The organism is Tengunoibacter tsumagoiensis (assembly GCF_003967535.1).
GTDB lineage: Bacteria > Chloroflexota > Ktedonobacteria > Ktedonobacterales > Ktedonobacteraceae > Tengunoibacter > Tengunoibacter tsumagoiensis.
The window spans coordinates 2,483,790-2,509,103 of sequence record NZ_BIFR01000001.1; the positions used below are offsets into that span (position 1 = coordinate 2,483,790).

A 25,314-nucleotide genomic window follows, 5' to 3' on the forward strand; every position below is an offset into this window, starting at 1 on the left:
TGCGCAGGGAAGGTATCAAGAAGTTCATACACGCGGAGGCATGCGCAATGCAAACCACCGAAACGTACCTGGGACTTCTCCGAGAACGTGGCAAGAAAGGCTTGCCACTCCAACGAGTCTATCGACAACTGTTCAATCCATATCTGTATCTCACAGCTTACGGCAAGCTGTACAGGAATGCAGGAGCCATGACCAGAGGCATCACCAGCGAGACCGTTGATGCGATGTCAACAGAGAAGATTGAGACCATCATTGCTGCTCTACGTACCGAGCGGTACCAATGGAAGCCAGCGAAGCGGGTCTACATTTTAAAGCGGAATGGGAAAAAGCGGCCACTAGGCATGCCTGTTTGGAGCGACAAACTCCTAGCGGAAGTCATCCGAATGATCCTTTCAGCTTACTATGATTGCCAATTCAGCGAACACTCGCATGGATTTCGCGAAGGACGCGGTTGTCACACCGCACTCCAGGAGATTTACTCTACTTGGAAGGGTTGTACATGGATTATCGAAGGCGATATTTCCGACTGCTTTGGATCACTCTCACACGAACTGCTCATGCACACCTTGTCAGAGAAAATCCAAGATGGACGTTTCCTTCACCTCATCAAAAAGCTCCTAGATGCAGGATATCTTGAGGAATGGACATTCAATCGTACGCTGAGTGGGGTACCACAAGGTTCAGTGCTCAGTCCTTTGCTCTCCAATATCCTACTCGATAAACTGGACACATTTGTCGAAACTACGCTGATCCCGCGCTACACGAGAGGGAAAAGAAGAAAACACAACAATGAGCATGCGCGACTCATGAAACAGGCCAATCGCCTGCAACAAAAAGGGGAGAAGGAGGCTGCCCAGAGATTGAGAAAACGTATGCGTCAACTGCCTTCCATCGCGACCCATGATCCAGCCTACCGACGACTCCGTTATTGCCGCTATGCAGATGATTTCGTCCTCGGATTTACTGGTCCAAAATCAGAAGCAGAGGATATCAAGCGCCAACTCAGCACTTTTCTTCAAGAGGAACTTCAATTGACCCTCTCTCCAGAAAAGACGCTGATCACCCATGCAAGAAACGAAGCCGCCAAGTTCTTGGGATACGAAATCACGACCCTGCAAGCCGATACCAAACAAAGCATCACCAAAGGAGGGGTGAAACGCCGAGGTATCAATGGAAAAACAGGGTTACGCGTGCCACGAACCATTCTGCTGGAGAAATGCAAGCGCTATGAACGACGAGGAAAACCGTGCCATCGGGCTGAGTTACTCAACGAAAGTGACTACACCATTATTGCGACGTATCAATTGGAGTACCGAGGCATCGTCAACTATTATCGACTAGCGTACAACCTGCGTACACTCCGGCGTCTCAAATGGGTCATGGAAACCTCTCTCACCAAAACGCTCGCAGCGAAGCACCAGATCTCAGTGAGAGCAGTGTATGGCAACTATCGTACCAAACTTCAAGGAGAAGGAAGGATGTACAAAGGGTTGCACGCTGCCGTCACACGAAAAGGGAAGAAGCCATTGATCGCGACCTGGGGCGGTATCCCGCTTGTGTGGGATAGCAATGCCATCATCCAGGATAGACCACATCAACTTCCCTGGAACAATCGGACGGAGCTAGAAAAGCGTCTTTTAGCCCAAACTTGCGAAGCCTGCGGGGTCACCTCGATCACTGACAAACTGGAAGTTCATCATATTCGCGCTCTCAAAGATCTGCAAAAATATGATGGGAGAGAAAAACCAGACTGGGTGAAGATCATGGCCGCTCGGCGGCGTAAAACGCTCGTTCTCTGTCAAACCTGTCATAGAGAACTTCATGCAGGGCGACCACTCAGGAAAAAGGTATCACGTTCTCGGATGGAATGACTCCAATGATGCTGGAAAGCGCAGTGCGGTGAAAGTCGCATGCTGCGTTTGGAGGGGGGCATTTGGAACAGGGCGGTAACGTACCTCGCTAGATGCCTACCCTACAGAGACCCACAAGACAGTTGGTTTGTCCTGTTGAGCGCCAGACTGGCCTTGTCTGACATTGTTCCACTCTACAGTCTACAGTCATCGGTTTTCGCATGAGCATGGTATCGCTATCTCAAACAAGATCTGTTGTGGGGCACTGTACGCGTTTGTACTCCCGTGCAATTTGAGCTCTGGAGTACGGTGGTTAGTATGGTGATGAATCAATTGCGGTTGGCCCGCGATCTTGGGCTGTCACAGTGTCTAGCTTGGGAGCCACCAAAGGCTGCGGTAACTCCTCGGCAGATGCGCCGAGTCATGAATCTGATTTTGGGGCAGGTTGGCACATCAGTTCGTGTGTGCCAACCGCGTGGAAAATCGCCTGAGCATGCCAAAGGGTTTCATCCCAAGCAAGAAGAACGCCATGAGGTAGTCAACAAAGGGGAAAAAGAGGCGAAAGAGGACACATCTCTGATCATTTGAGGGCCATCTATCTCCCTTCATCTTCTTTTTCCTTTCCATCTCAAATGAACCGTTCACTTGAGAAAAGTCCTGTTTATGTAAACGTCAATTAATAGAATGGGAACTTCTTTCGTGATGCAAAAGAATACATTGAAGGCGAAAGCTCGACCAGGGTTAGTAAGAGAAAGACTGGCGCTTCATCTTTCTCAGCAGGAGCTAGCCGAAAAACTAGGGACTACCTCTGTGACCGTGAGCCGTTGGGAGCATGGACATGTGCAGCCGAGCGCCTATTACCGTCAGCTGTTATGCGAGATCTTTGACAAGACGCCTGAGGAACTGCAACACCTGCTCAAGTTAGTAGATGTGGCCCCTCATGATTCTATGATTACTCCCCCCAAAAAAGAGAAAGATTTGTCAGCCATCGAGTCTGAACCGTTGCAGCCTGTTCGGAAAGAGGCCGTCTCAGCACATCCTCAGTCATTATTCCAACTTATAAAATATTCAGCGCGGCAGCGCTTGCTTAATAAAGTTGAGGCCTTCTGGGTTCGAGGCATCTTAGAAAAAGTTGTGCCCGAAACGGTACTTATGAGGCCAGGTTTCTCGTTCTTGCCTGATGCTATCCACCAACCCTGGGATGATATGTTTTATGCCACCACCTCTCTGCCTCAGAAATTAACGAATAGCTCACAGATCCTGCAACTCTATGATGAATTAGGAGGAGAGCTTCTCATTTTGGGCGATCCTGGATCGGGCAAAACGACGCTCCTGCTTGAATTAACGAAAGCCCTTGTGCAGCGAGCGCAAGAGGACGAGACGCATCCGATTCCAGTTGTCTTTCAGCTCTCCTCCTGGACACAGAAACAGCGATCATTTGGTGAATGGTTAGAGTGCGAGCTCAAGAGTAAATATCAAGTTCCTCTAGAGCTCAGTCGTCGATGGGTCGAGATGGATACTGTCCTTCCACTTCTGGATGGTTTTGATGAGATCCCCGTAAAAGAGCGCCATTCCTGTTTGCAATCGATCAATCAGTATCGACAAGAGCATGGTCTACATTCCCTCGTTGTATGTAGCCGGATAAGCGAATATCTTCAATTAGAGGTTCAACTACAGATTCGTGGAGCGATTAGCTTGCATCCACTGACAGCAGAACAGATTTTGTGCTACCTCACCAGACGTGGGGCTGCGATGAGCCCTTTACGAGAAGCTCTTGAGCAGGATGCTGCCTTTATGGAACTGGCTACGAACCCGCTGATGCTCCATATTCTGACCCTGACCTATGCACAAAGTGAGCAGAAGATCAGCTTTATCGACAAAACACTCGATGAGAGGAAACATGAAATCCTATCTTTATATGTACAGCGTGTCTTTCAGCATCATATGTTGCCTGCATCGCTGAGGCCGGAGCAAGCCCTGAACTGGTTGGGCTGGCTGGCCAGGCAGATGAAAGAACACTCGCAAAGCATCTACTATATAGAGTCAATGCAGCCTGATTGGCTATCAACCGAGAAGTGGCGAGAGCATTATGAGCTTTTAGCAGGCCGATCTGTCATGGTCTTGTTAAGCATGCTGTTGTGCCTGGGCATAGGGACTGCGTTTCGTATCTCGAATGTTCCGTATATTTTTATCGCTTTAAGTCTAAATCGTCTGTTAATAGGAGGATTAATCGGTTGGATCTGGGGAGTAGAAAAAGGGACTTATCAGACAAAAAATCACAAGGAAGGCCAGGTCATCCACAGATGGTGCCAGACTCCAGGCTACCTTAAATACAGCCTTCTTACTTTCTGCTTTGTCGAAACAAGCTATATTCTCATCAGCAATAGCCACTTTGACCGAGGAGAAGCGCTTGATCCTTTTATCGCTTTAAATTGTGCTATTACAACTGGTATTATTACTCTTGTGAGTAAAAAGCATTTTATCAAGCCTGCGGAAGTCGTATCCTGGTCCTGGACACGCTTGAGAAAGAATCTATTCTATCGAGTGCATATTCGCAACAGCTTGCTTATTGCACTTCTCTTTGATGTTGCTTGTCTGTTGAGTGGAGAAAAAGGTTTTTCAAGTAGTGAAGTTTTGTATACTTCGATAGACAGTGTATTAGTCTGGGCCTTTTATTGGATTGGCGTCTCTTTTTTCCAGGGATTTGCCTACGAAACTATTCCAGAAGCCTCACGGGTCACACCAAATTATGGTATAATTCAATCTTTCTTGAATAGCCTTTTTATTGCTCCTATCTGTAGTTTGTTTTTTACAGTCCTTTATCTCATTATCTACATTTTGTTTGGTATCCTTAACTTTATAACTATCTGGGATTCATCGCTTACAGAAGTATACTTATTGCATCATTTCATCTTTGGATTGTGTGTAGGTATGTTTGCTGGATTGAGTATAGGGCTTTTAAATGGAGGCATTGCCTGTATCCGTCATTACATCTTGCGTTTTTATTTGTGGAAAAGCGGAGTCTTTGCCTGGGACTGTGCACGATTTCTGGATCAGATGGCATCTTATATGTTATTGAGAAAGGTTGGAGGAGGCTATATTTTTCTGCACAGAATGCTTTTGGAATATTTTGTTGAACAGGATAGGCGGAGCTCTCCTGTGGCATCTTCTAAAGACGAAAAGGGAGACCTGATATGAGGTCCAAACGGATAGTAACAGCGAGAGAGCGTCCTGGACTCATACGAGAGAGGTTAAAGCGCCATCTTTCCCAACAGGATCTGGCAGAAAAGTTAGGGACCACCTTTGTGACTGTGAGCCGTTGGGAACATGGACATGTGCAGCCGAGTGCCTATTATCGTCAGCGGCTGTGCGAGATCTTTGAGAAAACTCCAGCAGAGATATATGCCCTGTTAACTGTTGTTGAAGTTAACACTCTTACTGATGAGCAGAAGACTGGCGTTGATCCAAGTCTGCTTCCCAATGCCCCTCTGGGAGGTGATGTTGATGCAATCAATAGAGATGGGCAAGATCGGACAGAGGTTTCTGTCCCAACGTATGACCCTCCCTCGGCTGTTTCCGCCAATCAGAAGCATGAGCCTCCTGGTAAGCAGCCGCGTTCGAAATATACACCCAGGCAGCGTTTGCTGAATAAAGTTGAGAAGTTCTGGGTTCGAGGGGTATTAGAGAATGCTGTCCCTGAAAATGTATTCATGGAGCCAGACTTCCATTTTCTGTCTGATGCTCTCTCGCAGCCCTGGGATGACGTATTTCATACCAAGCCCTCTTCATCTCTGAAAATAAGTAATGGTTTACAGATGTTGCGATTATACGATGAACTGGGAGGGAAACTTCTGATTCTGGGGGACCCTGGATCTGGCAAAACCATATTACTGCTTGAGTTAGCCAGAGCACTTCTGGAGAGAGCACAAGAGGATGAGGCGCATCCGATTCCCGTCGTTTTTCAGCTCTCCTCGTGGACACAGAAGCAGCGCTCATTGGGAGAATGGCTGCAAGAAGAGCTTACAAGTAAATATCAGGTTCCTCATTTACTGAGTCAGAGATGGGTTGAACAGGATATGCTCCTCCCTCTGCTGGATGGTTTTGATGAGATTGTTGCCAGGGATAGATATTCTTGTTTAGAAGCCATTAATCGTTATCGCCGGGAGGGCAGGATTTCTGCATGGGTCATCTGTAGTAGACGTAGTGAGTATCAGCAGTTAGAAGCAAAACTTCACATTCGTGGTGCTATCGACCTGTGTCCACTGACCGTAGAACAGATTCGGGACTATCTTACCAGACGTGGAACGGTTATGAGTCCTTTGCGAGAAGCTCTTGAGCAGGCCCCAGATTTCATGGAGTTAGCGAAAAATCCTTTTATGCTGAACATCTTGACGTTCACATATAGTGATGTCGCGCAAGAAAAGCAGTCTATCTTATTGGCCGAGAAACATGACCTTATCTTTGCCGCCTATGTACAACGAGCCTTGCAACGGCAAAAATTTCAGAACCCTTTTACTATTGATCAGACCTTACAGTGGTTGCACTGGTTAGCGAGCCAGATGAAAAGCCATTCCCAAAGCATCTATTATATCGAATATATGCAGGCTGATTGGCTGCCTGATGAGCGATCACAAAAGTGGTATCGATTGCTTGGTGAGCGATTACCACTGATTGTCATCGGGATGCTCCTCTGTCTGAGCATGGGAAAGGCGCTTGGAGCCTCGGAAGCACACGATGGGATACTGGTCGAAGCCTGCATTTATATGCTTCCAGGAGCCCTATTAGGCTGGATATTTGGGAGGAAAAGTGAGGGTCTCCTGGGTTCTGCCAGGAAATGGCGGAAATTAGCCTTTTTTCAAGTCGAAAAAGTGCCTCCTTATTTAATAAATAGTCTGTTCGTGGGGGGAGTCTCCGAATGTATTATTCCAATTCTGCGGCGCTTTATTCCATTTCTTGATGATAGAACATCGTTACTCGCCCTTGTGTGTGGAATTGCAGCTGGAATACTGACCGTCGTAAGACATAATTCTACTATTATACCTGCTGAAATAGTTTCCTGGTCATGGCCAGCTTGCAGAGAAAATATGTTAAGCGTGAAGCATCTGCTGAATAGCCTTTTGGTCGGGTTCTCGATAGATCTCTTTTTTCTCTTCAGAATGAACCTGCTCAACTCCAGATGGGAGTTACTTGTCCTTAATTTTCTTGTGGGAGTGGCCTATTGGATTGGAATCAATGCTTTTAAGGGCATCAAAAACGATATCATACCTGAGGCAAAGCATGTAAGGCCCAATGATGGAATGCGCCAATCCTTTTTTAATAGTGCAATGGTAACAGGCATGGCCTTTTTATTCATTGGCAGCCTGTATTTTTTTTTGAATATGGCACTTTATGAATTATATTATAGAGCACTCTCTGCTGATGTTTCTCTGATCAGTCTCTTCTGGCGATCATTTCTGATTGGGATTCCGGCGGGCTTGATCTTTGGATTGCTTCATGGTGGTATAGCCTGCATCAGGCATATCTCATTACGCTACCTGCTCTGGAGAAGTAAAGCCTTTATGTGGGATAGCCCCACTTTTTTAGATCAGATGGCAAAATGTCTCCTCTTAAGAAAGGTTGGCGGGGGCTACCTTTTTGTGCATCGCATGTTGCTTGATTACTTTGCTGATTTAGATAGAACGAACGTGTAGATTGCATCTTCCACCTGTGTGCATGGCATCGCAATAATTATTCCACATGATCCCACCTGAAACCCTTGAACTGTGCATGTTATGTTTGAAGCAGGAAAGACGCGATGAGCTCTGAGGATGACTCTATCAATGGTCGCACCCGGAGTCATCTGTGTACGCACCCAAGAATCTTTGGATGCACACCTCAAGATGTATGTTATGCTTTATACACTTGAATACCTTGATTTATTTGCTTCATTTGTGTTATTATTCGTCTATCTTACTGATGTCAACATGTCGCATATGGTTGATTGCTTTGTAACCTCTTTCAGCTTACGTATTCATTCCTCCTAATCATAGGATGAGCATAGACGCAGTATACTTGTTCATCTCTTCTCAGTATAGGGTGAGCGTAGAAATAGTTTACGCTTCTTATTTAATAATAGATGCCTTGCGAAGATTTAAAAGACTATACATGCTTTTCATTTTCGATTATGTACAATATTTTAAAATTGTAAAGCATTTAGTAGGAGGTCGGTATGCTTAAGGGCTATAAAACGGCTATAGTATTGATAGCCTTATCTTTGTATCTCTTTTTGCTCTCTGCAAATTTTTTGTACAGTTTGCTTTATCAGACTCCATATTTTACCTTGAGCTTTTTTATTGTCTTTGGCTTCTTTGCTTTGATCTCCTTTATGTTTTTTGCGATTGGGCTCGTGATCTGGCTGTATGGGCAAAATCGCAAAATATCACAAATATTATTTTGTTTTTGTTTATCCATGGCGTTAACGCTGGCTACAACGACCGTCGTAATGAACGATATCCCTTTATTTGAAGCTCTGCGCAATGCTGGTGCGATGTTCTCTGTCATGATTATCTCCTCTCTTTTCTTTATTTTTCCTAAAAATTTACTAGGAGATGCTACACAAGATAAAAGGTTTAGCAAGAGAGGAATCGCGAAAAGAACCCTTATTTTGTGTGTGAAGGTATATATATCGCTGCTTATCGTTGTATGTTTAGTGCTTAATTCTGTCTATATGTTCTACGCAATAAGTAACCTTTCCTCCCCTGAATGGTTAGTGGTAAGTCGAATTATTTATTATATAATCACCCTCTCTCTTTCATTGATTGTGATCTCATATTCCTATATGACGTCCCAATTTCTAAGAGAAAAACAACAATTGCGTTATTTTTTAAGTGGCGTCATTTTTTCGATTGTGCCTGTCCTTGTCTTCTATTTTTTGCCGGAACTAATCTATGGAGCTTCTTACCATATGATTAGCAGTCAATACCCTTTTATCACAACCGCTATTTTCCCCATCTGGCTTGGTTATGCGATCCTTCGTTATCAGATGCTCGTTCTGGATTCATACGTGCGTAGAGCTATCTCCTCAATGGTTGGCATTCTTGCACTGGCTATTCTTGTCTATTTGTCTGTCACTGCCTATGAGATTCTTCCTCCACATTTAAATGAGCAATACAATCTTCTGTATGTTGTTTGTGTAACATGCATCATTACTGCTTTAGCACCCGCTGTCTGGTTAGGATCGCGCAGGGTTGCCGATCGGCTTTTCTTTAGTGAAGTTCTGCACTATCGACGAATTATTGAGCGGCCAGAGATTCTAGCGAATCAGAAGATTGATCTGATTTACGCTTCTAACCTCATCACTTCAGCGGCCATTAATACATTTGGGACTGATCAGGTAGCTCTTCTCGTGTTTGATGAAAGTGGCGGCTATTATCATCTGGTCGCCAATAACTCCAGCGAGATGAGAGATGACCCCGCTCTTGGCTTACTACAGATGCTCTGTCGATATTTTAAGCCACAGGTGGAGAGCAGGCTGGATAACTGGTTGGAACGACAGTTGCCTGCTCTACAACGTCTGGCAGCTGCCCGTCGTCCTCAGTTGTTGAGTGAACTGATTCGTTCGAAGGAGCAGGCCCCCAGGGGGTTGAGCCGCTATATTTCTTCTAGCGAACCAACTCAAGAGGATAGTATTCTCCTGGCTCCTCTTCGTGTACAGGGATCGATGATTGGGATTCTTGTTCTTGGGAGAAGAGGAGAGAGCCAGATGTATGCTGGTCCAGATTTTGAGATCGTAGAGATCTTACTGGCTCGTTTCTCATCCGTATTGGAGACCGCTCGCTTATATTATCGAGCTCATCAGCATGCTCAACTGCTGAATAGTCTCTATCAAGTTGGTACGATGCCCAGTTATGTGTATAAGACGTTAGAAGATGTTATCAGGACGTATGCGAAAGTTGCCTATGAAGCTACAGAGACTCATATCGAGCTCTGGTTGTATGATCAACAGAAAGGGCAGTTGCGTCAGGCCATCCAACTTGGACATGGTCCTACGGTAACTGCGCATCTGAACACATTTGATATACAAGAAGCTGATTGGCATGCGCAATTTATCGATGCTAATAGCGATCCCACAGCCTTTACCGTAACATCGCTAGAGAGACCAACGTTTCCTCTGGCCTGGCTTCCCTTAGTAAAGGGGGAGTGGCACTGGGGGATCGTAATCTTAAACTATGCGAGGCCGCATTTTTTTGCCAAAGAAGAGATGCACATTCTGGAGATGTTTGCGAATCAGTGGGTTGCGGCCCTGGAAAATAAACGCATGACAAGCGAGCTAGTTGCTGCTTATGAGCGTCAACAGGAGCTAGATCACTTAAAAGATCGTTTTATTATGACAGCATCTCATGAACTACGAACACCATTGACGGCAGTAATGGGCTATGTTGAACTGCTCTATGAGTATAACGATACGCTTCCACAAGAGGCTCAGGTTGATTTTATTGAAAGGGCGCGCCAGGGTTGTGATGAACTCACCACACTGGTGGGCACCATTATTGATGCCAGCCAGTTGCAGATAGAGATTGAACAACTTAAACTGGTCAAGCTTTCTCTTCGCAATGAAGTGCAGCGTGTTCTGACCATGCTTGGCTCTATCTTTGAGAAAGAGAAGCGTGAGTATCAAGTATTGGTGGATAGCGAGCTTTCTGTTTATGCAGACCAGAAGCGTGTGCAGCAGATCTTTTTTAATCTCTTAAGCAATGCATTGCGCTATTCTAAAGCGGGGAGCCAGATTGAGGTCTATGCAGAAGCCGAGGGAGCAATGGTCAAGATTGGTGTACGTGATTATGGGGTAGGAATACCACTGGTAGAGCAGGAGCAGCTGTTTGAGCGCTTTGTGCGACTTGAGCGAGAGATCAATAGCCCGGTGCGTGGAGCTGGTCTGGGCCTGGCGGTCTGTAAGCAACTCATTGAAGCGATGGGAGGGAGTATCTGGTTGGAGAGCAGCGGCGAAGAAGGTTCTGGAAGCTGTTTCTGGTTTACCTTACCAACAGTCTCAGAAGACCTCAGCCTCGGCGGAAAATCTCTACAAGTACGGCGTGTTTGAATGACTACTCTATTTGAGGAGTATACCCGATTATCTTTGACACAACGTCATTTCTCATGAACGCATATAGAGGGTATAAAGTAAGCTATATAACCCTCAAAATAACAAGCTCATTCAGAGAAATAAATAACTTGCTAAGCTCCAAAAGAAACATAATGCGTTCATGTCAGTTCAGTAAAATACACCTTCATATACGCTTTAAGGTGTCATTTTAGGTGTCAAAAAAACAAAAAAAAATCGGCTTCCTCGAGCATGTGGAAAGCCGATCTGAAAGAACAAAAACCTATTCATTTTCCTTTTTAAAAAGATTCTCCATCTGTGTAGCTGCATCCCTATGCATTTTTCGTGTAGCATGACCATAGACATCATCAGTCATTGAAATGCTACTATGACCCAGCATTTCTTTGCGTACAACTGAATCAATCCCTAAACGACGGAGAATCATAGATGCATTATGACGCAACGCATGAAATTTGGTATGCTCTATACTAGCTTCTTTTAACAACCTGCTAAAATGATAACGAATATTAGCATCAGTCATAAATCCACCAGTATTACTGCAAAAGACTAGACCTGACCCATTCCAATCTGGCTTTTTTTCCTGAATTTTTTTCTGCTCTTCTAAATGATCACGCAGCATATCTATAATATCAGACGGCAAAAATACACTACGTTGACCAGCAACAGTTTTCGGGAGCCCTTCAATGAAAACCATCTTTTCTAATAGTGGATGCTTTGTGTAGTAAATCTTGTTCTGTATTTGCAAAACACCTTCCTTAAAATCAATATCAGACCACTTCAACCCGAGCAGCTCACCTTCACGCATGCCAAGAAACAGAGCCATTACAAACAACACATACAATCTCGATTTTGCTGCATGCTCCAACAGTCTATCCAATTCCTGATCAGTAAAAACATGCACCTTTGCACGACGAGACTTCGGAAGCTTTGCATGTGCAACAGGATTGTAAGAAAGCTTTTTCCATACGACTGCATCATTAAGTGCTTTTTTTGCTAAAGTATGGATAAGACGAATTGTATTCGGTGACAACTCCTCTTCCCATGATTGATAAAGGGTTTGAAACATTTCAACAGTTAACTTCTTCATCTTTACATGCCCCAACCCTGGAATAAGGCGAAAATTTATGTAACTTAGATACATGGAATGTGTTTGTAACAATACAGTTGGGCCATGAACACCGATCCAGTACAGCAGATATTCCCCAAAAGTCTGATCCTTACCCACTGCAAGATTACCCGCATCTCGCTCATTAAGCATACGCCGCTTAGCTCGTTCCGCTTCCTGTTTAGTATCGTAGTACTCTTCTTTGCGCTTACCATCTCCCAGAGGCACACGGGCGACCCACCGACCATCAGCACGCTGTAAGACTGTCCCTTCGCCACGAGCACGCCGCTTTTTTTCTGGCTTTTCTGTTTGTTCTTTTTTTGCCACAATATTTCTCCTTTCGCTTAAGCGATAAACACATAATTAGTCTGTCTTGTCAAAGCCCACTGATAAAGGCTATTGGTATCAAAGCGAATCATACGACCGGACATACGGATTACAGGAAGGCCCTCATCACGCATCAGCTCAAAAACCTTTGTGCGACTAACCCCAAGCCAAGCAGCAGCACCTTCTACATCAAGAAGCTTCTCCGGAGCTGGACCAGGAGGAGGAACTGCAACACCTCCAAATTTGCCTACTGGATTACGACGAGATCGAGCCATAATACACCTCTATTTCTGCTTCCCAGGAAACTGTAAGTAAGGAGTAGCTGACAACCGAACGACGCAATGAGCACACAGGAGCCGTAATTCTTTTCGGCCCTTCGGAAGATGGACCCAGTACGAAGTACACTCAGCAACCGATCCACACTGGTGACAATTGACCTTCATAGCACACCTACTTTCTAAATTAGCTCTCTGTCATCATCAAGATCTTTTCTCTCTTGACGACGTTGGAAGGAGCGTTTACTCTCTGCCAGAGCAGCATAAAGAGCGTCCCAATCCTCTTTCACTAAGTCCTCATGAAAGGGGTCATCCGATGGAAGCTCAACACCGAGCGTTTCACGATCCACTTCACGTTGAAGAGCCAGGGTAAAACCATATTTACACTGCTTTTTATGAACCTCTTCCACATGAGAACGTCCTTTTTCCTGATCATAGGCCCAGGCAGCACGTGCAAAGAGCATCATTGAGGTAAAGAAATCGGGAAGCGACTGGTTAAACTTGCGCATTCGGAATGGTATTTCTTCTGGCTCGAGAAGGGCCATATAGGACCGCATATTTCCCAAACACTGAGCAAGAGCCGCCCGACGTTTTGTGATCCCTTTTTCCTGTTTGACAATGACCTTTTGCACTTCCTGAAGCGATGGGGCCAGCCAGGAACACACCTGATCCTGTTGCGGTCCAGTCAACGTACTCATTGCTTCCGCGGCCAGCTCACGAAGCAGTTCAATATCCTCATCCTGCAAGGTCTGAACAATACCCAGATCATTGTCTCGTAATCTCTTCATCTGGTCCTGATGAAGATCATCACAGAGATGAGGAGCCGATAGATCAATCTCTACTTGCAATTGGTCATGGAGCTGGATAGCTGTTGCTTGTCTGATTGTCTCTAATGGTTTTTCATGAACAATACATCTGGTCAGAATGTCTCGCTCACCTTCCTTGCTTCTTTCGGGCTCATCCTGGTCATATGCCTGTTGAATATATTCCCAGACCGGATGGGTTGGCAGACGGGACATGTTGACGCCGTGTGGCTGGTCGAGATCCACGAAGCGGAGCCATTGAAACGTCGCATATTGCCAGAGTTGGCGCATCAGTTGGAGGACGGTAAAAGCCTCATTGAGCTCATATTTACGCAGGAAGGCGCGACGAAAACGAAACTCTATTCTCCAGATTGGTGATTCACCATCCCAACCATTGAGGAGCCAGATCGGATAGATCCACTGTTTCTGATGCCTGACAACCTCCAATGTCTTGTTATAAATTTGAGCTGCAATATCCGAGCGATGTGAGCCAAAATCAATTGTTGCAATCTTCCGATGAGCGGTGGTCAAAACTCCCATAGGAAAGACCTCAACCCCTTCACAGGATGCACTTTCCGCTTGAATACGTTGCTCCAATGCAGTAATTTCTTGTGAAGAAAGCCCGCCCTCTTGTTCCTCTTTCGTTGGCACAGAAGGGCGATCACGAATAGTTGTCACCCGAGAGACAAAGGGTAATTGATTATTGCCTGCAAGCTGCAAGTGCGAGAAGTCAAAGCCCTGGACATCACAACAGAGATGAAGCTCTGAGACCTGCTTATGAAATGTCCCAGGCAACAATTCAGCAAGCATTGCTTCCGCCCAGATGATGCACTCTTCTGCACTGAACATATGCAACAAGTGAGAGGAATAACGCACCTGGCAGAAGAGCCCACGATTCACCGTTCCATGTGCCATCTTCACAGAGATGTCTTTGGACGGCGTATGCAGAAGCCAGGACCACATAGATGAGCCATGAGATCGCATGAAAAGCGGCTGATAGGAGAAGACTCCATTAACCGGATAGGAGAAGACAAGCGAAGTCTGTACATCCTGTTGCTCTTGCTTCGCTTGCTGTTGCCACTCATCCAATTGTGAAGCCACCTCATCAGGCATTGATTCGCCGGTTAAAGTCCCATCTTCATTCGCAAACTTAAAATTGATAAAAACCGTATCGGGTGTATGATTGACAATTTTCAGTTCAGGAGGAGAAGTCAAAAGTGTCTGCTTTTTCATACCGACACCTTACTCTCTTCTACCATGGAAAGACGACCATGACGCCAGATGAAACCATTAGAACAGCTTACCGCTACATGCTGCACAACACGAATGTTATAGAATTGCATCACAAAGAGTGCAGCCAGCAGAGGAGAAGACGCTTCAATATCATCAACCAGGACAGGAAGCTCATTCACTGCAAACCGACGCCAAAGCGCAACATTATAGACGTTCATCTGTCATCCTCTCCTGTCTGAGCTGTTTTTGAAACTGTTGACGGGCCGCTTTTTTCGAAGCCCTCTTGTCTGCCACATTGCCTGAACGTGATTGATGAACTTGAAACATCTGTTGATAGGAAAAGGAGCCAGTATCATAGCCATATGGACGCAATCGATGCGGTTTAAAATCTGCCTCATTCAACCGATGACTTCGCCCACGGCTACTCATCTCATCAAGACGATATCGACTGAGAATAAATCTTTTTCCCACAGAAGCACCTCCAACCAGACTAGCAATAAACGAACCATCCATTCAGCACAACCAGAAAAATACCAGGGAAGAAATATAACTAGAGTAATCATCTAGGTAAATAGCGCACCACGTATTACTAATTCTGTGGTGCGCACCCCCACCAACGAGAGCAGGGGCGCAGCAGATAAGAAACAACCTACCAGGACAACCAGACAAACAGACAAACATACTACACTTTGTAGACTCTCACTGGAGCGATCCAACCATAAGGAGCATGAACTTCGAGTAAACCACTAACGATTTTCGCTTGATTAATGCGAACAACATCACCACTAGAAAGCACTGCATAAACTCCATTGTTGTGTCCATTCACATTGTCCCAAATGGCTTGATTGATGTCACGAACATCTGAAAGATCACTTTCCATCTTATCCCCTTCCCCATATCCTTCTGCATATGCCTGCGCTAAAAGGGCGCATGACTCAGCATCAAGAGGTCCAGTCTGCTTAAGCATTTGAGTAAGAAACGCTTCATCATAGGGAGAGCGAAGTGAGTGCTGAAGACGACCTACAGACCTTGCGTAAGAAACAAGATACTCAATCGAAACCTCAAAGGAGATCATTCTTTTTTCATTCATGAAACGCAATCCTTTTTAAAACTGTATTCCCTGTTTGCAGGACAACAAAAAATTACTCCATTCCAACATAGCCAGCCTTGTAAAACTCCACCACCTTTTGATAGAAGGTTTCAGAGCAAACTTGTTCATGCTGTTGAACAAATGCCACCAGGAATCGTAACGGTTCATACACTTTCCCTTGAGCACGAACGCCCTCGTGCCAAGCCTGCATAAGCAGCGCAAATTCCACATTCTGTTCCTCAGGCATAGATTCATCCTTTCTAAAATCGAGCACCGCCCAGGATGGACGCCCAGAGCGTTCTCGCATCCTGTCCGTAGTAGAGCTTCAAAAAATCAAACAGTGATCCGCCTCTCTTCCATGTGTGGCAATACCAACAGGCAATATCAGGAGGTGACGGCTGATAGACAAAAAAAGAAGGATGACGATCTACCCCATTCCGATGATGATCACTAAAGGGACAGCACCCGCGGCCTTGTCGATCCAGATCAACATAGCCACCAATAACTTCCCTGGCGTTCTGCATATGGCACCAGTCGCGAATGGTCATGTTTTGTGGGGGCGTGGTCAAGCCCACGCCTTTTTTTGAAGGGTATTTTTTTTGTTGATCTTCAAGCTGAACGGACTCCGTGGGACATGCTGCAACCGAAACCCGCTCGATTGTCGCAAACCATTGCAGCGTCTCATGTATCGTATTCGCGACAGGAAGCATTTCCCCATTGACCAGGGTCACAAAGGGATACCAGAGCCCTGTCAAACGATGAATACCCAGAGGCAGACGCATTAAGGAGCCATAGGTCAAACCGTCCAAAGTATCCTGCTTAGGATAAAATTCTACTCCAGAGGGACACCAGGGAAGAAACCAACGACGAGCCAGACCTGGAGAAACCGCGCGATCAAAGAAGATCCGAAGATGTCCACCACGCCGTGAAGATTCCAGATACGATGGAATCTCAGCAAGCTCCAACTGAACCTGCAATTCAAGGAGCTGGAGCAATCCATCTTCCCTATCACTATCGAACACGACCGAGCGACAAAGGCCAGCATCTGTAATAAGATAGGTTCCGATGGTCAGCTTCCCATTGAAATGATCAATGAGATCATCATAGGAGAGAGGACGACCTACCCGCCGATATTGACCATTTTTCTGTTGAACTGCAAAATCTGAAAAACGACCAATGCAGGCAAAGATAAAAGGACGCAATGCCTCAGATGAAAATGCAATTTTCTGATCAACTGACATATCCTTCTTCCTTTTCACTCAACCGGAGAGGATGCACGCCTTCACTTTCTGTGCGCAGGCAATTGTGCAAGGCGTGCAAGATGAACGCTACCGACGTGGCGGGAAATTAGGAGCTCCTCTATTGGGTCTAGGAACAGGACTACCTGATGCGTCAATCGTGATGGTTGGAACACCACTGATCACATCATTCGGAGCAGAAGGCATCATTTGACCAGCAGCAGGAACCGCAAAGGGAGACGGCCCTAGTGGAGCACCAGCCGAAGGCATAGACGGGCGACGACTAGAAGGAGGACCAAAGGCAGGAGCAGCCGGACCCGCAATCTGAAGAGGCTTGACTGTTGAAACAACAGGCTTACTCTCTGGCTCATCCTCATAAATGGCATTCAAGCCAAATGACATATCCCCTCGTTTCACATTTTCAACCATTCTCTTTGCTTCCGCCTCAAAGTATTCTTTATACTCAGAGCCCGCTTGAGCTGTAGCACGTTTGCGCTCTTCTTTGATGCGGTGAATGTGTTGCTCCGCTGTTTCAGCAGCCATGGCTTTCTGTTGAAATTTTAAGGACTTAAACATCTCATGAACCAGACGCGTAATATCCAACAGAGCAAGAGCCCCCACAGAGACTGGAAACAAGAGCCCTAAACCGATCTTAAACACCTCAACAACTGGAGCTGGCAACACAAGAGAGATAGCTGCAATCGCTTTTGTTAACTCTCCGCTTGAATTCACCCAGGCTAAGTTGCAGCCCGCCGAGACCAGCATAGCAACCATTCCAATCATGCCTGGAATGAATGCGATCAGGTACCCTTTCCATCCCTTGCCGATAAAAATGCGAACAAGCAAGAACATTGCATAGATGAGCGTTTCAAGCAGAATGCCACGAATAAGCGCATTCAAGGTATTGAGATCAAAGCCTAAAGCACCACCTGCAAAGGTCCAGGCATTCGCATACCCGGACTCAATCATGAGGAACAAGGGAACCAGCACACACAGCAAGACATCAAAGCGCTCACGAAAGAAATGGACCTGCACAACAGTACTAATTTTCATGGAAGCCTCCTATGCCGACTGTTCGGACTGCGATAAACCAGGAAACACCACATTCGTTGCAACAAAGTTTGTTTGTGGCTTTTCGGTACCATCCTTAAACTTGCGGAGACGAGCCACATACGAGGCTACATCAACCTCAATTGGTTGACGGCGAGCCTGAGCAATCAATGGAGCAAGCCATGAGTGTTGTGGATCATCGGGCCACATCTGGAACGCATAGCTATTTGCAATTTCATCAGCGACAGAAAACGAGAGCATTATTTTCTTGGAGCGATCTTTTCCGCCCACTTCATACGCTCCGCCGTACTGAACCGTCCCAGAGCACCAGACCCGAGGAGTAATCGAACCGGAAAGAAACTGCACATTCGTTGCAGTAAAGTTTGTTTGCGGCTTCTCACTGCCATCTTGAAACTTACGGAGACGGGCGACGTGTGACGCCACATCTACCTGAACAGGTTGACGACGAGCATCTTTAATGATTGCAGCAACCTCAGCATGCTGTGGGTCATCGGGCCACATCTGAAACGAATAGTTCGTCCCAAAACCATCAACAACAGTAAACGAAACCATCTCTTTTTGCCCACCATTTTTCATTTTGATAGGATAGGTGTTACCAAACTTGATATATCCGATACAATGCATCATAATTTTTTTCCTTTCAGAAAAGGCCCCCAGTCCTCACCAGGGACCATACACACAAAAACTATTCAACAAACTTAAAAAGGGAAGCCATGTTGACGCAAAAACTCGAGCGAAAAAGGCTCAGGAAGCTGAACCTGTTGAGCGTTCCACTCAAAAAAAGCAGAAACCATGGCTAGATAGAAAGCAGAAGAATCACCAAAGCGTTCAGCCATAAGTGAGCCGATCTGATCCGCTGACAAAGAAGGATAAAGCGCAACAACCTGCATCACCATGGACCACAAGAGATACACACCGTTTGAATCGTTAGGGTCCATAGAATAAGCACGCCCATTAACAACAATTTCCATGCATTTCCTCTCCTCAAAAGATGATGTAACAACCAAACAACAGAACATCAGAATAAGCTTTGCTGGTCAGCAATCGGAACCGTAAAACGATCAATCTCAACAGCACGAGTACGAGTGGGGAGCGCTGGCAAGTAACAATCAGCATACATCGAGCAGAGACGAATCATCACTCCTTGCACCACATGGCCTAGACACCCTGGACAATGAGCAGCCGCACCGCAACTCACAGGCTTTGACTTTGCTCCCATAAAGGTATTGGCACACATCCAATACCCGCAAACGGAGCTCTGTACCCAGGTATGATTATGACAACCAGCGACCATGGTACTCTTCTTCGCCATTACTGGTTCTCCTCACGATAAACATCTAGAGGAGGAAAACCAGCCTCATACAAGACTGCTAAAGGAATAAGCTCAGTAGTAGGGGACGCCTGAAGATGTTGAAACGACGCTTGAACCATCTGCAAGCAGTCTGCATATGACAAACCTCCACTGACAATGTGATAAAGCGACCAGATAAAACCCGCTATCTGGACAACGGTTGGAGGTTGAGGCCAAGAATAAGAAGCTTGCACATGACGCACATACGAAATGAACTGATAGGCATACCGAGCAGTACCAGCGTCCCATTGCTCTTGATCCAGAGATTCATTCTGAGGCATATCTCATTCCACTTTCTGGGCCAATGCCCTGTACTCCTTTGACAAGCTCACATCCAATAATCACGAAGGGTTTTTGATCTTTCCCAATTGACATAAGAACCAGGCTGAATCTTTCGCCCAAGTGAGAACGGATGCTGTGGCCGCCGTTTTCTCAACGGAGAAAGTGGCACTGTCTTCCATTCCCCCTCAACGAGCCGCTGAAGAAATCCGCATGAAGAGCAACGCCGGAAATCTTGCGCTGCGGTATTCAGCCAGGAAGAATTCACACAATGGCTATCCATCCCTCACCTCGCTATCACGATCATCACCACAAAGAACAGAAACGCAAACCCTATAACAAGACCTCCAACAAGATTGCCTGCCGAGAAACAATACACAATACCAACAAAATCAATCAGCAAAACAAGAAGAGAAATTGCCCGATGGTTCATACATGCCTCCCTGGCTACAGACGGTAAAGCAAACCATCTTGACCAATCACCGGAGCACACAACCACAAATGCTCGTCTGACACCAATGTCTGAATGAGAGCAGCCTCAACCGACACTAAATGATAATGCTCCATCACTTGCTGCACTGCTTCAGATGGCCACACTGCCTCAACCTCTATCCGAATATCAGCACCACTGCCAAGACTTGGATCACAACCAGAAAACCAGAGGCAAACTCTCATTGCTTGCACTTCCCGAAAATGATTATTTTTCACTTCACCATCCAAAAGCCTCAACCATATCAGGCAGCAACATTAATGTTGCCTGCAACCCATACTCTGAACTGATGTGAATATCCTTGAACCAGACCCAATAATTAAGCCGAGGAACATGCACGCTTGCAACGGCGGCAGAAGTTAACCGACGATCTTGCATGACACGAAGCAAGCTCACCTCAACATGATGCGTATAGGAATGTTTGACAATAACATCAGGTTGAGCCTGCTCGAAAGAGTTCACCCAAACCTGCACACGGTTTCCCCCACGATCACCAACATCTTTACTTTTTGACGATACCTTAGACATTGCTCATCTCCCAGTTCTGCCGCCAATAGGGAAGCAATTGACGAGAACACTCTTGATAGTAAGCATCGAAAGAGTCAGCAGTAAACGGGAACCCATGATCACGAGCAAGTAGCGAGAGCCGAAGAGCAGCATCACGAGCAACCTCTAAAGAGACACGATCCTTTTTGTTCTGACACTCATCAAGGAAGCTTAAATTCTGCTGCACGTAATCATGATCTTTTTGATTGCAACGTGCCCACTCGAGAAAAACCTCTAGAACCAGAGTTGGTAGATGAAATTCCATAGAGACATTCCTTCCCCAAACAATAACAGCCAGGAGACTCTTAAGATGCTGCAAGAAAGCGATACGTTAGATTGATGTAGGAACGAAGGACAATGAAATCAACAAGGAAATTAGATGATCCCTGTGTCGGCAATAACATCCATTGACCAGCGACATATTCAGCCATAAGCGATGCATTGCTGTCGTATGCCTCAGGAGGAAGGCCCACATGCTGACCAGGAGCAACGCCTAAATCAGAAAGCACTTGAAAGCCTTGCATGAGACGATTATCTGCTGTCGAAATCTCATCAAAAGAAGCAGACAAACGCACTTCTGAAGCATCAGCAAGGCCAAGACACGTTTGACGAAGAAGCTGAGTACGATCATCACAATAAAAATCATTTGCTGTTAAATGAGCCATAGCTCTATCAATCCTTCTTCTGATGAGGAGAGAGCTGGACGCATCATCTCCTCAGCCAACACAACCAGCTAAAGGGACACACCAAAAATCTGATGAAGAAATGGGATGATCTGGGGCCAATCCAGGTACAACAGCATGCTAGCAAGCGCGAGAAGAGCAGGGATGAAAAGCTTTTTCATAGAAACACCGTTCCTTTCTTTCTGGTAGATAATCAATACCAAAGAGGTAGCGAAAACCTTAAATGCTTTTTAAGGGGCTCTGTCCAAACCACAATTTAATTTGAAAACTTGTGCCATCAACCATTGCTTTTGCAAACCGTGTTGGCATACGAACACGCCAAAGCTCAATAATCAAACCATCTGAATAATAAATGCGCCAGCAGCGAAGCATTCAGATCTCCTTCCTTGACTCGTGCGTGTCCCCTATGGCTTAATAACCGTGAGGATAACGCTTAGTTATGTGCCAACGTAACCATCTGCTAAGTTCTCAAACATTGCCGCAAGCGTGGACCAGACGTGAGCGGCTTTTATTTGCCTTAGCGTTCCAAATTGCATTAGTTAGATTACAATCATTACAAATCTTACTAAGCTTCATAAGTATGATAACACCCAATCAGAGAAAAGTCAAGGGTGTAATCTTACAAATCTTGCTAATCTTCACAGGAAGGATTATAATTGAATGGTACAAGACAAACGAGCTAAATAAAACTGGGAGGGAAACAAAATGCCAAGAATGCAAGCACCAAAGGGATACTATACAGCAACAGAAGTCAAAGAGATCCTTAATATTAGCGATTCAATGGTTAGACGGTATGTACAAAAAGGAAAAATCACTTATTCAACTCCTCCAGAGAGGAAACAGGGTTTCTACTTAAAGAAAGATGTCGATAATCTTTATAATGAGTTAGAGGCATTCCTCAATCTTGAAGAAGAGATAGAACCTACTAGTTTTACAGTTGCCAGCTCTGAAGATATCCCTGGATGTATTGCACTTAACAGAGAATTATTCACTGCCAAAGTAGACACGGATGATGCTACACTCATTCGAAAATGGACGAACTGGATACAGAAAAATCCTGAAGTTGTCCATATACTGAAAACCAATAACGAAATTCTAGGTATAGCTACCGTTATACCATTCCGGCCAGGGTCCACAAAATACGAGAAAGTTATACATGATGATACTTCTATATTACTAGGAGATGTAGACATTAATGAGGATGATATAGAGAAATACGCAGCTAGAAATACTGTACAACTTTATATAGCAGAAATTGGCATCAAACCCAGTTTAGAAAAAGACTTACGACGCCGGTATGGAGCAAAGCTCATCTCTAGCTTTATGGATACAGTTGTTGATCTTGGAAAAAGAGGAATTATTATCGACAGTATGACATCAGTTGGAGCAACAAGGAGCGGAATCAAACTACTGCAACACTTTGGATTCAGCGAAATTGTCTTTCCACGTTCAGATACTAGAATGTTTGCAATTGACATGAAACAATCTGGAGCACCACTGATCCAAGCATACCGAGAAGCTTTAGAAAATTTCAACAAGCAATCTCAGTAATCACAACAACAAAAAAAGGGTTTAACAAAAAACTTACGTAAAAATCGACGCCTAGATGTTATACTAGAACCATCAATCAGGAAGGGAGACGAAACCATGCCAACGTTTGAGGAACGATTACAAGCACTCGAACAGGAACATACCCAGCTTGAACAAGAGCATACCCAACTCAAGAAAACGATTGAGTTGCAAACTATTGCAATTGGAGCACTTGTTAACAAAGCAACTCTTGAGAGGCTCAATGAAAAGTATGACCGATTGTTTGAAACACTTACCAATCATGATCAATTTACCAATACACAACTGGCAGAACTAAGAACAGACTTAATTGGAGAAGATGGTAAAATTGTTGGACTGCAAACCGAAACCCGCCAGCGTTTTGACAGGATGGAATCGAATATCGCAACAAACCATCAAGAACACAATATACGTTTCACCAATATAGAAACTGTTCTTACTCAGATCTTAAAGCGTCTTCCAGAAAAACCATAATTACGCTTCCTCAAAACACCCTAGCTGCTCAGGTTAAGGTGTTTTTTTATGCTCAAATAGATAAGGTGTCAATTGAGGTGTCAAAAACAAAGCTAAAAACACCTATTGCCAATTTCTCAATGACTTTTATGAATCTCTGGGGATTGCGAGCGTACATGTGCAAAGAGTTAACTGTACCCGATTATCTTTGACACAACGTCATTTCTCATGAACGCATATAGAGGGTATATGCAAAGAGAATTCAATGTGTAGGAGATAAAGCGTATGGCTATGATGCGTCGCATGTCTGCCAATATTACATCTCGTCAACTGGAAGTTCTGGCATTTCTGGCACGACGCGAACATTGGTTAGTGGGTGAAATTGCATCTGCTCTTGGCGTCAGTTCTGCTGCTGCAACCAAAGCAATTGCACGTCTGGAACGTAAAGGATTAGTGACACGTTCTGTGGATATGATGGACCGGCGCTGCGTGAATGTACGTATTACGCGTGCAGGTTCAGAAGCTGTCAGACAGATTGCTAAACCGGTGTAACAATCTTCTTCTTCATTTTTAGACTGATTAAGGAAATCTTTAGTACTCATGCGTGAGGGGTGGCAGGGCGGAAGGGACTTCGTGAAGCTTAAGATGCTTCACTTTTTACATAGCCTCTATCCTTCGCGTACTGCCACAAAGATCTCTGCAACTGCCGCCGAGCCCGCGATATGCGACTCATCACGGTACCAATCGGAATCTGTAATGCCTCAGCGATCTCCTTATAGGAGAGTCCTTCGATATCGGCCAGGATGATTGCCATACGAAAATTGGGAGGGAGATCGTTGAGAGCCTTATACACATCCTCGTCTAGATAGCGACTTAATACTTCCTCTTCCGCGCCCTGTGAAAGCTCCTGCCCGTTGAGATCTCGTACCTGATTATACAGATAAAACTCTTCGCCATCCGGTAATGAGACCGCGTTGGGATGAGTTGATTGTTTGCGATAGCGATTAATTGCCGATGTATTCAAGATACGGAAGAGCCAGGCGCGTAGATTTGTGCCAGGCTGGTAAGAATGTGAGAAACGGAAGGCTTTAAGCATCGTTTCTTGCACAAGATCCTCGGCCTCTTGAGGATTATTTGTCAGGCGTAAAGCTGTACGATAGAGGCTATCGAGCTGTGCGAGAACGCCAGCCTCAAAATCCTCATCGGGTAGGGGGGTGGATTGCGTCGCCTGGTTATCAGTCGTCGTACCTTCTGGTAGACTGGTCTCTTCGTTCTGTATGACTTCAAATAGTGGCTGGTCCTGCATTCAAAGCTCCTCTAACACGGGCCTCTTCTGAGAAGGCCTCCCATGACTTTCTTTTTGAAAGTATACAATAGTATAGCGCACTGGCCTGGGGAATGAAAGCCCCTCCGCGATTTGTTAAAATGAACAGATAGCGTGACGAGTTCGTCTCTGGCAGTCAAGGCGGCTGTCGCTGGGAGAACGTAAGATGGTATCTCCTGGAATGGAGCGCTAGTTTGTAGTAGGAGAAGGTATCTATGGAATGTCTGGATTGTGTTGCAGCGACAGCACGGCTTCATCTCTATATTGATCGCGAGTTAAGTGATGAAGAGGTCATTATTGTACAACAGCACTTAGAGAGCTGTCCTCACTGTGAGTGTCGCTTTCATTTTGACTCGCATGTAAAGAAACTCATCCATGATCGCTGTACGATCGTGCATGCTCCAGCACACCTTCGCGAAGCTGTAATGAACCTGGCGCGTGGAGAGCGTGTAAAGATTGATCCAGCCCTTGCAAAAGAGGTCCATCAATCGCTGAGCGCAGATCTTGAAGGTTGCTAATCAAAGAAA

At 45.4% G+C, this 25,314-nt stretch carries 28 protein-coding genes; 9 read left to right on the top strand and 19 right to left on the bottom strand.

Annotation, left to right across the window (positions count from 1 at the left end; genetic code table 11):
• Positions 1 to 47 precede the first annotated feature (47 nt).
• The 4 genes from EL628_RS09720 (at position 48) to EL628_RS09735 (ending at position 7,540) form a co-directional block, all read left to right on the top strand.
• Positions 48 to 1,871 (top strand): reverse transcriptase domain-containing protein, encoded by a 1,824-nt coding sequence (locus EL628_RS09720; RefSeq protein ID WP_170211134.1) that lies wholly within the window; start codon positions 48 to 50, stop codon positions 1,869 to 1,871.
• Positions 1,872 to 2,168: 297 nt separating this feature from the next.
• Positions 2,169 to 2,438, top strand: a complete 270-nt coding sequence (locus EL628_RS09725) for a hypothetical protein (protein WP_126579758.1) — start codon at positions 2,169 to 2,171, stop codon at positions 2,436 to 2,438.
• A 114-nt stretch (positions 2,439 to 2,552) separates the two neighbouring features.
• Positions 2,553 to 5,048: a helix-turn-helix domain-containing protein gene (locus EL628_RS09730; protein WP_161975388.1), complete on the top strand. Its 2,496-nt coding sequence runs from the start codon at positions 2,553 to 2,555 to the stop codon at positions 5,046 to 5,048.
• Positions 5,045 to 7,540, top strand: a complete 2,496-nt coding sequence (locus EL628_RS09735; protein WP_126579760.1) for an NACHT domain-containing protein — start codon at positions 5,045 to 5,047, stop codon at positions 7,538 to 7,540. Before EL628_RS09730 ends, EL628_RS09735 begins: the two co-directional genes overlap by 4 nt.
• A 610-nt stretch (positions 7,541 to 8,150) precedes the next feature.
• On the opposite strand, the gene EL628_RS29780 is transcribed toward EL628_RS09735, so the two are convergent.
• A complete protein-coding gene (locus EL628_RS29780; protein WP_161975389.1) occupies positions 8,151 to 8,390 on the bottom strand; it encodes a hypothetical protein in 240 nt (79 codons plus the stop codon).
• Positions 8,391 to 8,793: 403 nt separating this feature from the next.
• Here EL628_RS29780 and EL628_RS09740 point away from each other — a divergent pair, with 403 nt between their 5' ends.
• Complete coding sequence (locus tag EL628_RS09740) at positions 8,794 to 10,929, top strand: sensor histidine kinase (protein ID WP_161975390.1); 2,136 nt, start codon at positions 8,794 to 8,796, stop codon at positions 10,927 to 10,929.
• A 283-nt stretch (positions 10,930 to 11,212) separates the two neighbouring features.
• Here the strand turns inward: EL628_RS09740 and EL628_RS09745 are convergent, their stop codons facing one another.
• The 17 genes from EL628_RS09745 to EL628_RS09825 all read right to left on the bottom strand — a co-directional run bounded on the left by EL628_RS09745 (position 11,213) and on the right by EL628_RS09825 (position 21,423).
• Positions 11,213 to 12,382: a tyrosine-type recombinase/integrase gene (locus tag EL628_RS09745; RefSeq protein ID WP_126579762.1), complete on the bottom strand. Its 1,170-nt coding sequence runs from the start codon at positions 12,380 to 12,382 to the stop codon at positions 11,213 to 11,215.
• A gap of 17 nt (positions 12,383 to 12,399) precedes the next feature.
• A complete protein-coding gene (locus EL628_RS09750; protein ID WP_126579763.1) occupies positions 12,400 to 12,657 on the bottom strand; it encodes a helix-turn-helix transcriptional regulator in 258 nt (85 codons plus the stop codon).
• 182 nt (positions 12,658 to 12,839) lie between these two features.
• Positions 12,840 to 14,693, bottom strand: coding sequence for a hypothetical protein (locus EL628_RS09755; protein WP_126579764.1), 1,854 nt, complete (start codon positions 14,691 to 14,693; stop codon positions 12,840 to 12,842).
• On the bottom strand, positions 14,690 to 14,911 hold the full coding sequence (locus EL628_RS09760) for a hypothetical protein (RefSeq protein ID WP_126579765.1): 222 nt from the start codon (positions 14,909 to 14,911) through the stop codon (positions 14,690 to 14,692). Before EL628_RS09760 ends, EL628_RS09755 begins: the two co-directional genes overlap by 4 nt.
• The gene (locus EL628_RS09765) at positions 14,898 to 15,164 is read right to left on the bottom strand and encodes a hypothetical protein (protein WP_126579766.1); all 267 of its coding nucleotides are present in this window, start codon (positions 15,162 to 15,164) and stop codon (positions 14,898 to 14,900) included. Before EL628_RS09765 ends, EL628_RS09760 begins: the two co-directional genes overlap by 14 nt.
• Before the next feature lie 211 nt (positions 15,165 to 15,375).
• Positions 15,376 to 15,783 (bottom strand): hypothetical protein, encoded by a 408-nt coding sequence (locus EL628_RS09770; RefSeq protein ID WP_126579767.1) that lies wholly within the window; start codon positions 15,781 to 15,783, stop codon positions 15,376 to 15,378.
• A gap of 52 nt (positions 15,784 to 15,835) precedes the next feature.
• Positions 15,836 to 16,030 (bottom strand): hypothetical protein, encoded by a 195-nt coding sequence (locus tag EL628_RS09775; RefSeq protein WP_126579768.1) that lies wholly within the window; start codon positions 16,028 to 16,030, stop codon positions 15,836 to 15,838.
• A 13-nt stretch (positions 16,031 to 16,043) separates the two neighbouring features.
• Positions 16,044 to 17,024: a TOTE conflict system archaeo-eukaryotic primase domain-containing protein gene (locus EL628_RS09780; protein WP_126579769.1), complete on the bottom strand. Its 981-nt coding sequence runs from the start codon at positions 17,022 to 17,024 to the stop codon at positions 16,044 to 16,046.
• An 87-nt stretch (positions 17,025 to 17,111) separates the two neighbouring features.
• Positions 17,112 to 18,074, bottom strand: coding sequence for a hypothetical protein (locus EL628_RS09785; protein WP_126579770.1), 963 nt, complete (start codon positions 18,072 to 18,074; stop codon positions 17,112 to 17,114).
• Between the two features lie 9 nt (positions 18,075 to 18,083).
• Positions 18,084 to 18,719 carry a hypothetical protein gene (locus EL628_RS09790; RefSeq protein ID WP_126579771.1) on the bottom strand — a complete coding sequence of 212 codons (636 nt, stop codon included), beginning with the start codon at positions 18,717 to 18,719 and terminating at the stop codon, positions 18,084 to 18,086.
• Positions 18,720 to 18,790: 71 nt separating this feature from the next.
• Entirely contained in the window at positions 18,791 to 19,063 is a 273-nt protein-coding gene (locus tag EL628_RS09795; RefSeq protein WP_126579772.1) for a hypothetical protein, read from the bottom strand.
• Positions 19,064 to 19,110: 47 nt separating this feature from the next.
• Positions 19,111 to 19,404, bottom strand: a complete 294-nt coding sequence (locus EL628_RS09800) for a hypothetical protein (protein ID WP_126579773.1) — start codon at positions 19,402 to 19,404, stop codon at positions 19,111 to 19,113.
• The gene (locus EL628_RS09805; protein ID WP_126579774.1) at positions 19,404 to 19,724 is read right to left on the bottom strand and encodes a hypothetical protein; all 321 of its coding nucleotides are present in this window, start codon (positions 19,722 to 19,724) and stop codon (positions 19,404 to 19,406) included. Before EL628_RS09805 ends, EL628_RS09800 begins: the two co-directional genes overlap by 1 nt.
• A gap of 445 nt (positions 19,725 to 20,169) precedes the next feature.
• Positions 20,170 to 20,442, bottom strand: coding sequence for a hypothetical protein (locus EL628_RS09810; protein WP_126579775.1), 273 nt, complete (start codon positions 20,440 to 20,442; stop codon positions 20,170 to 20,172).
• Positions 20,432 to 20,740: a hypothetical protein gene (locus EL628_RS09815; RefSeq protein WP_126579776.1), complete on the bottom strand. Its 309-nt coding sequence runs from the start codon at positions 20,738 to 20,740 to the stop codon at positions 20,432 to 20,434. The genes EL628_RS09810 and EL628_RS09815 overlap by 11 nt, the downstream gene beginning before the upstream one ends.
• Entirely contained in the window at positions 20,733 to 21,023 is a 291-nt protein-coding gene (locus EL628_RS09820; RefSeq protein WP_126579777.1) for a hypothetical protein, read from the bottom strand. Before EL628_RS09820 ends, EL628_RS09815 begins: the two co-directional genes overlap by 8 nt.
• Positions 21,024 to 21,063: 40 nt before the next feature.
• Positions 21,064 to 21,423 (bottom strand): hypothetical protein, encoded by a 360-nt coding sequence (locus tag EL628_RS09825; protein WP_126579778.1) that lies wholly within the window; start codon positions 21,421 to 21,423, stop codon positions 21,064 to 21,066.
• A gap of 723 nt (positions 21,424 to 22,146) precedes the next feature.
• On the opposite strand from EL628_RS09825, the gene EL628_RS09830 reads away from it, so the two are divergent.
• The 3 genes from EL628_RS09830 to EL628_RS09840 all read left to right on the top strand — a co-directional run bounded on the left by EL628_RS09830 (position 22,147) and on the right by EL628_RS09840 (position 24,015).
• The gene (locus EL628_RS09830; RefSeq protein WP_126579779.1) at positions 22,147 to 22,992 is read left to right on the top strand and encodes a helix-turn-helix domain-containing protein; all 846 of its coding nucleotides are present in this window, start codon (positions 22,147 to 22,149) and stop codon (positions 22,990 to 22,992) included.
• A 96-nt stretch (positions 22,993 to 23,088) separates the two neighbouring features.
• Positions 23,089 to 23,484 (top strand): hypothetical protein, encoded by a 396-nt coding sequence (locus EL628_RS09835; protein ID WP_126579780.1) that lies wholly within the window; start codon positions 23,089 to 23,091, stop codon positions 23,482 to 23,484.
• Between the two features lie 264 nt (positions 23,485 to 23,748).
• The gene (locus tag EL628_RS09840; RefSeq protein WP_126579781.1) at positions 23,749 to 24,015 is read left to right on the top strand and encodes a MarR family transcriptional regulator; all 267 of its coding nucleotides are present in this window, start codon (positions 23,749 to 23,751) and stop codon (positions 24,013 to 24,015) included.
• Between the two features lie 88 nt (positions 24,016 to 24,103).
• Here EL628_RS09840 and EL628_RS09845 read toward each other — a convergent pair whose 3' ends face one another.
• Entirely contained in the window at positions 24,104 to 24,769 is a 666-nt protein-coding gene (locus tag EL628_RS09845; RefSeq protein WP_126579782.1) for a sigma-70 family RNA polymerase sigma factor, read from the bottom strand.
• 233 nt (positions 24,770 to 25,002) lie between these two features.
• On the opposite strand from EL628_RS09845, the gene EL628_RS09850 reads away from it, so the two are divergent.
• Complete coding sequence (locus tag EL628_RS09850; protein ID WP_126579783.1) at positions 25,003 to 25,305, top strand: zf-HC2 domain-containing protein; 303 nt, start codon at positions 25,003 to 25,005, stop codon at positions 25,303 to 25,305.
• Positions 25,306 to 25,314 lie beyond the last annotated feature (9 nt).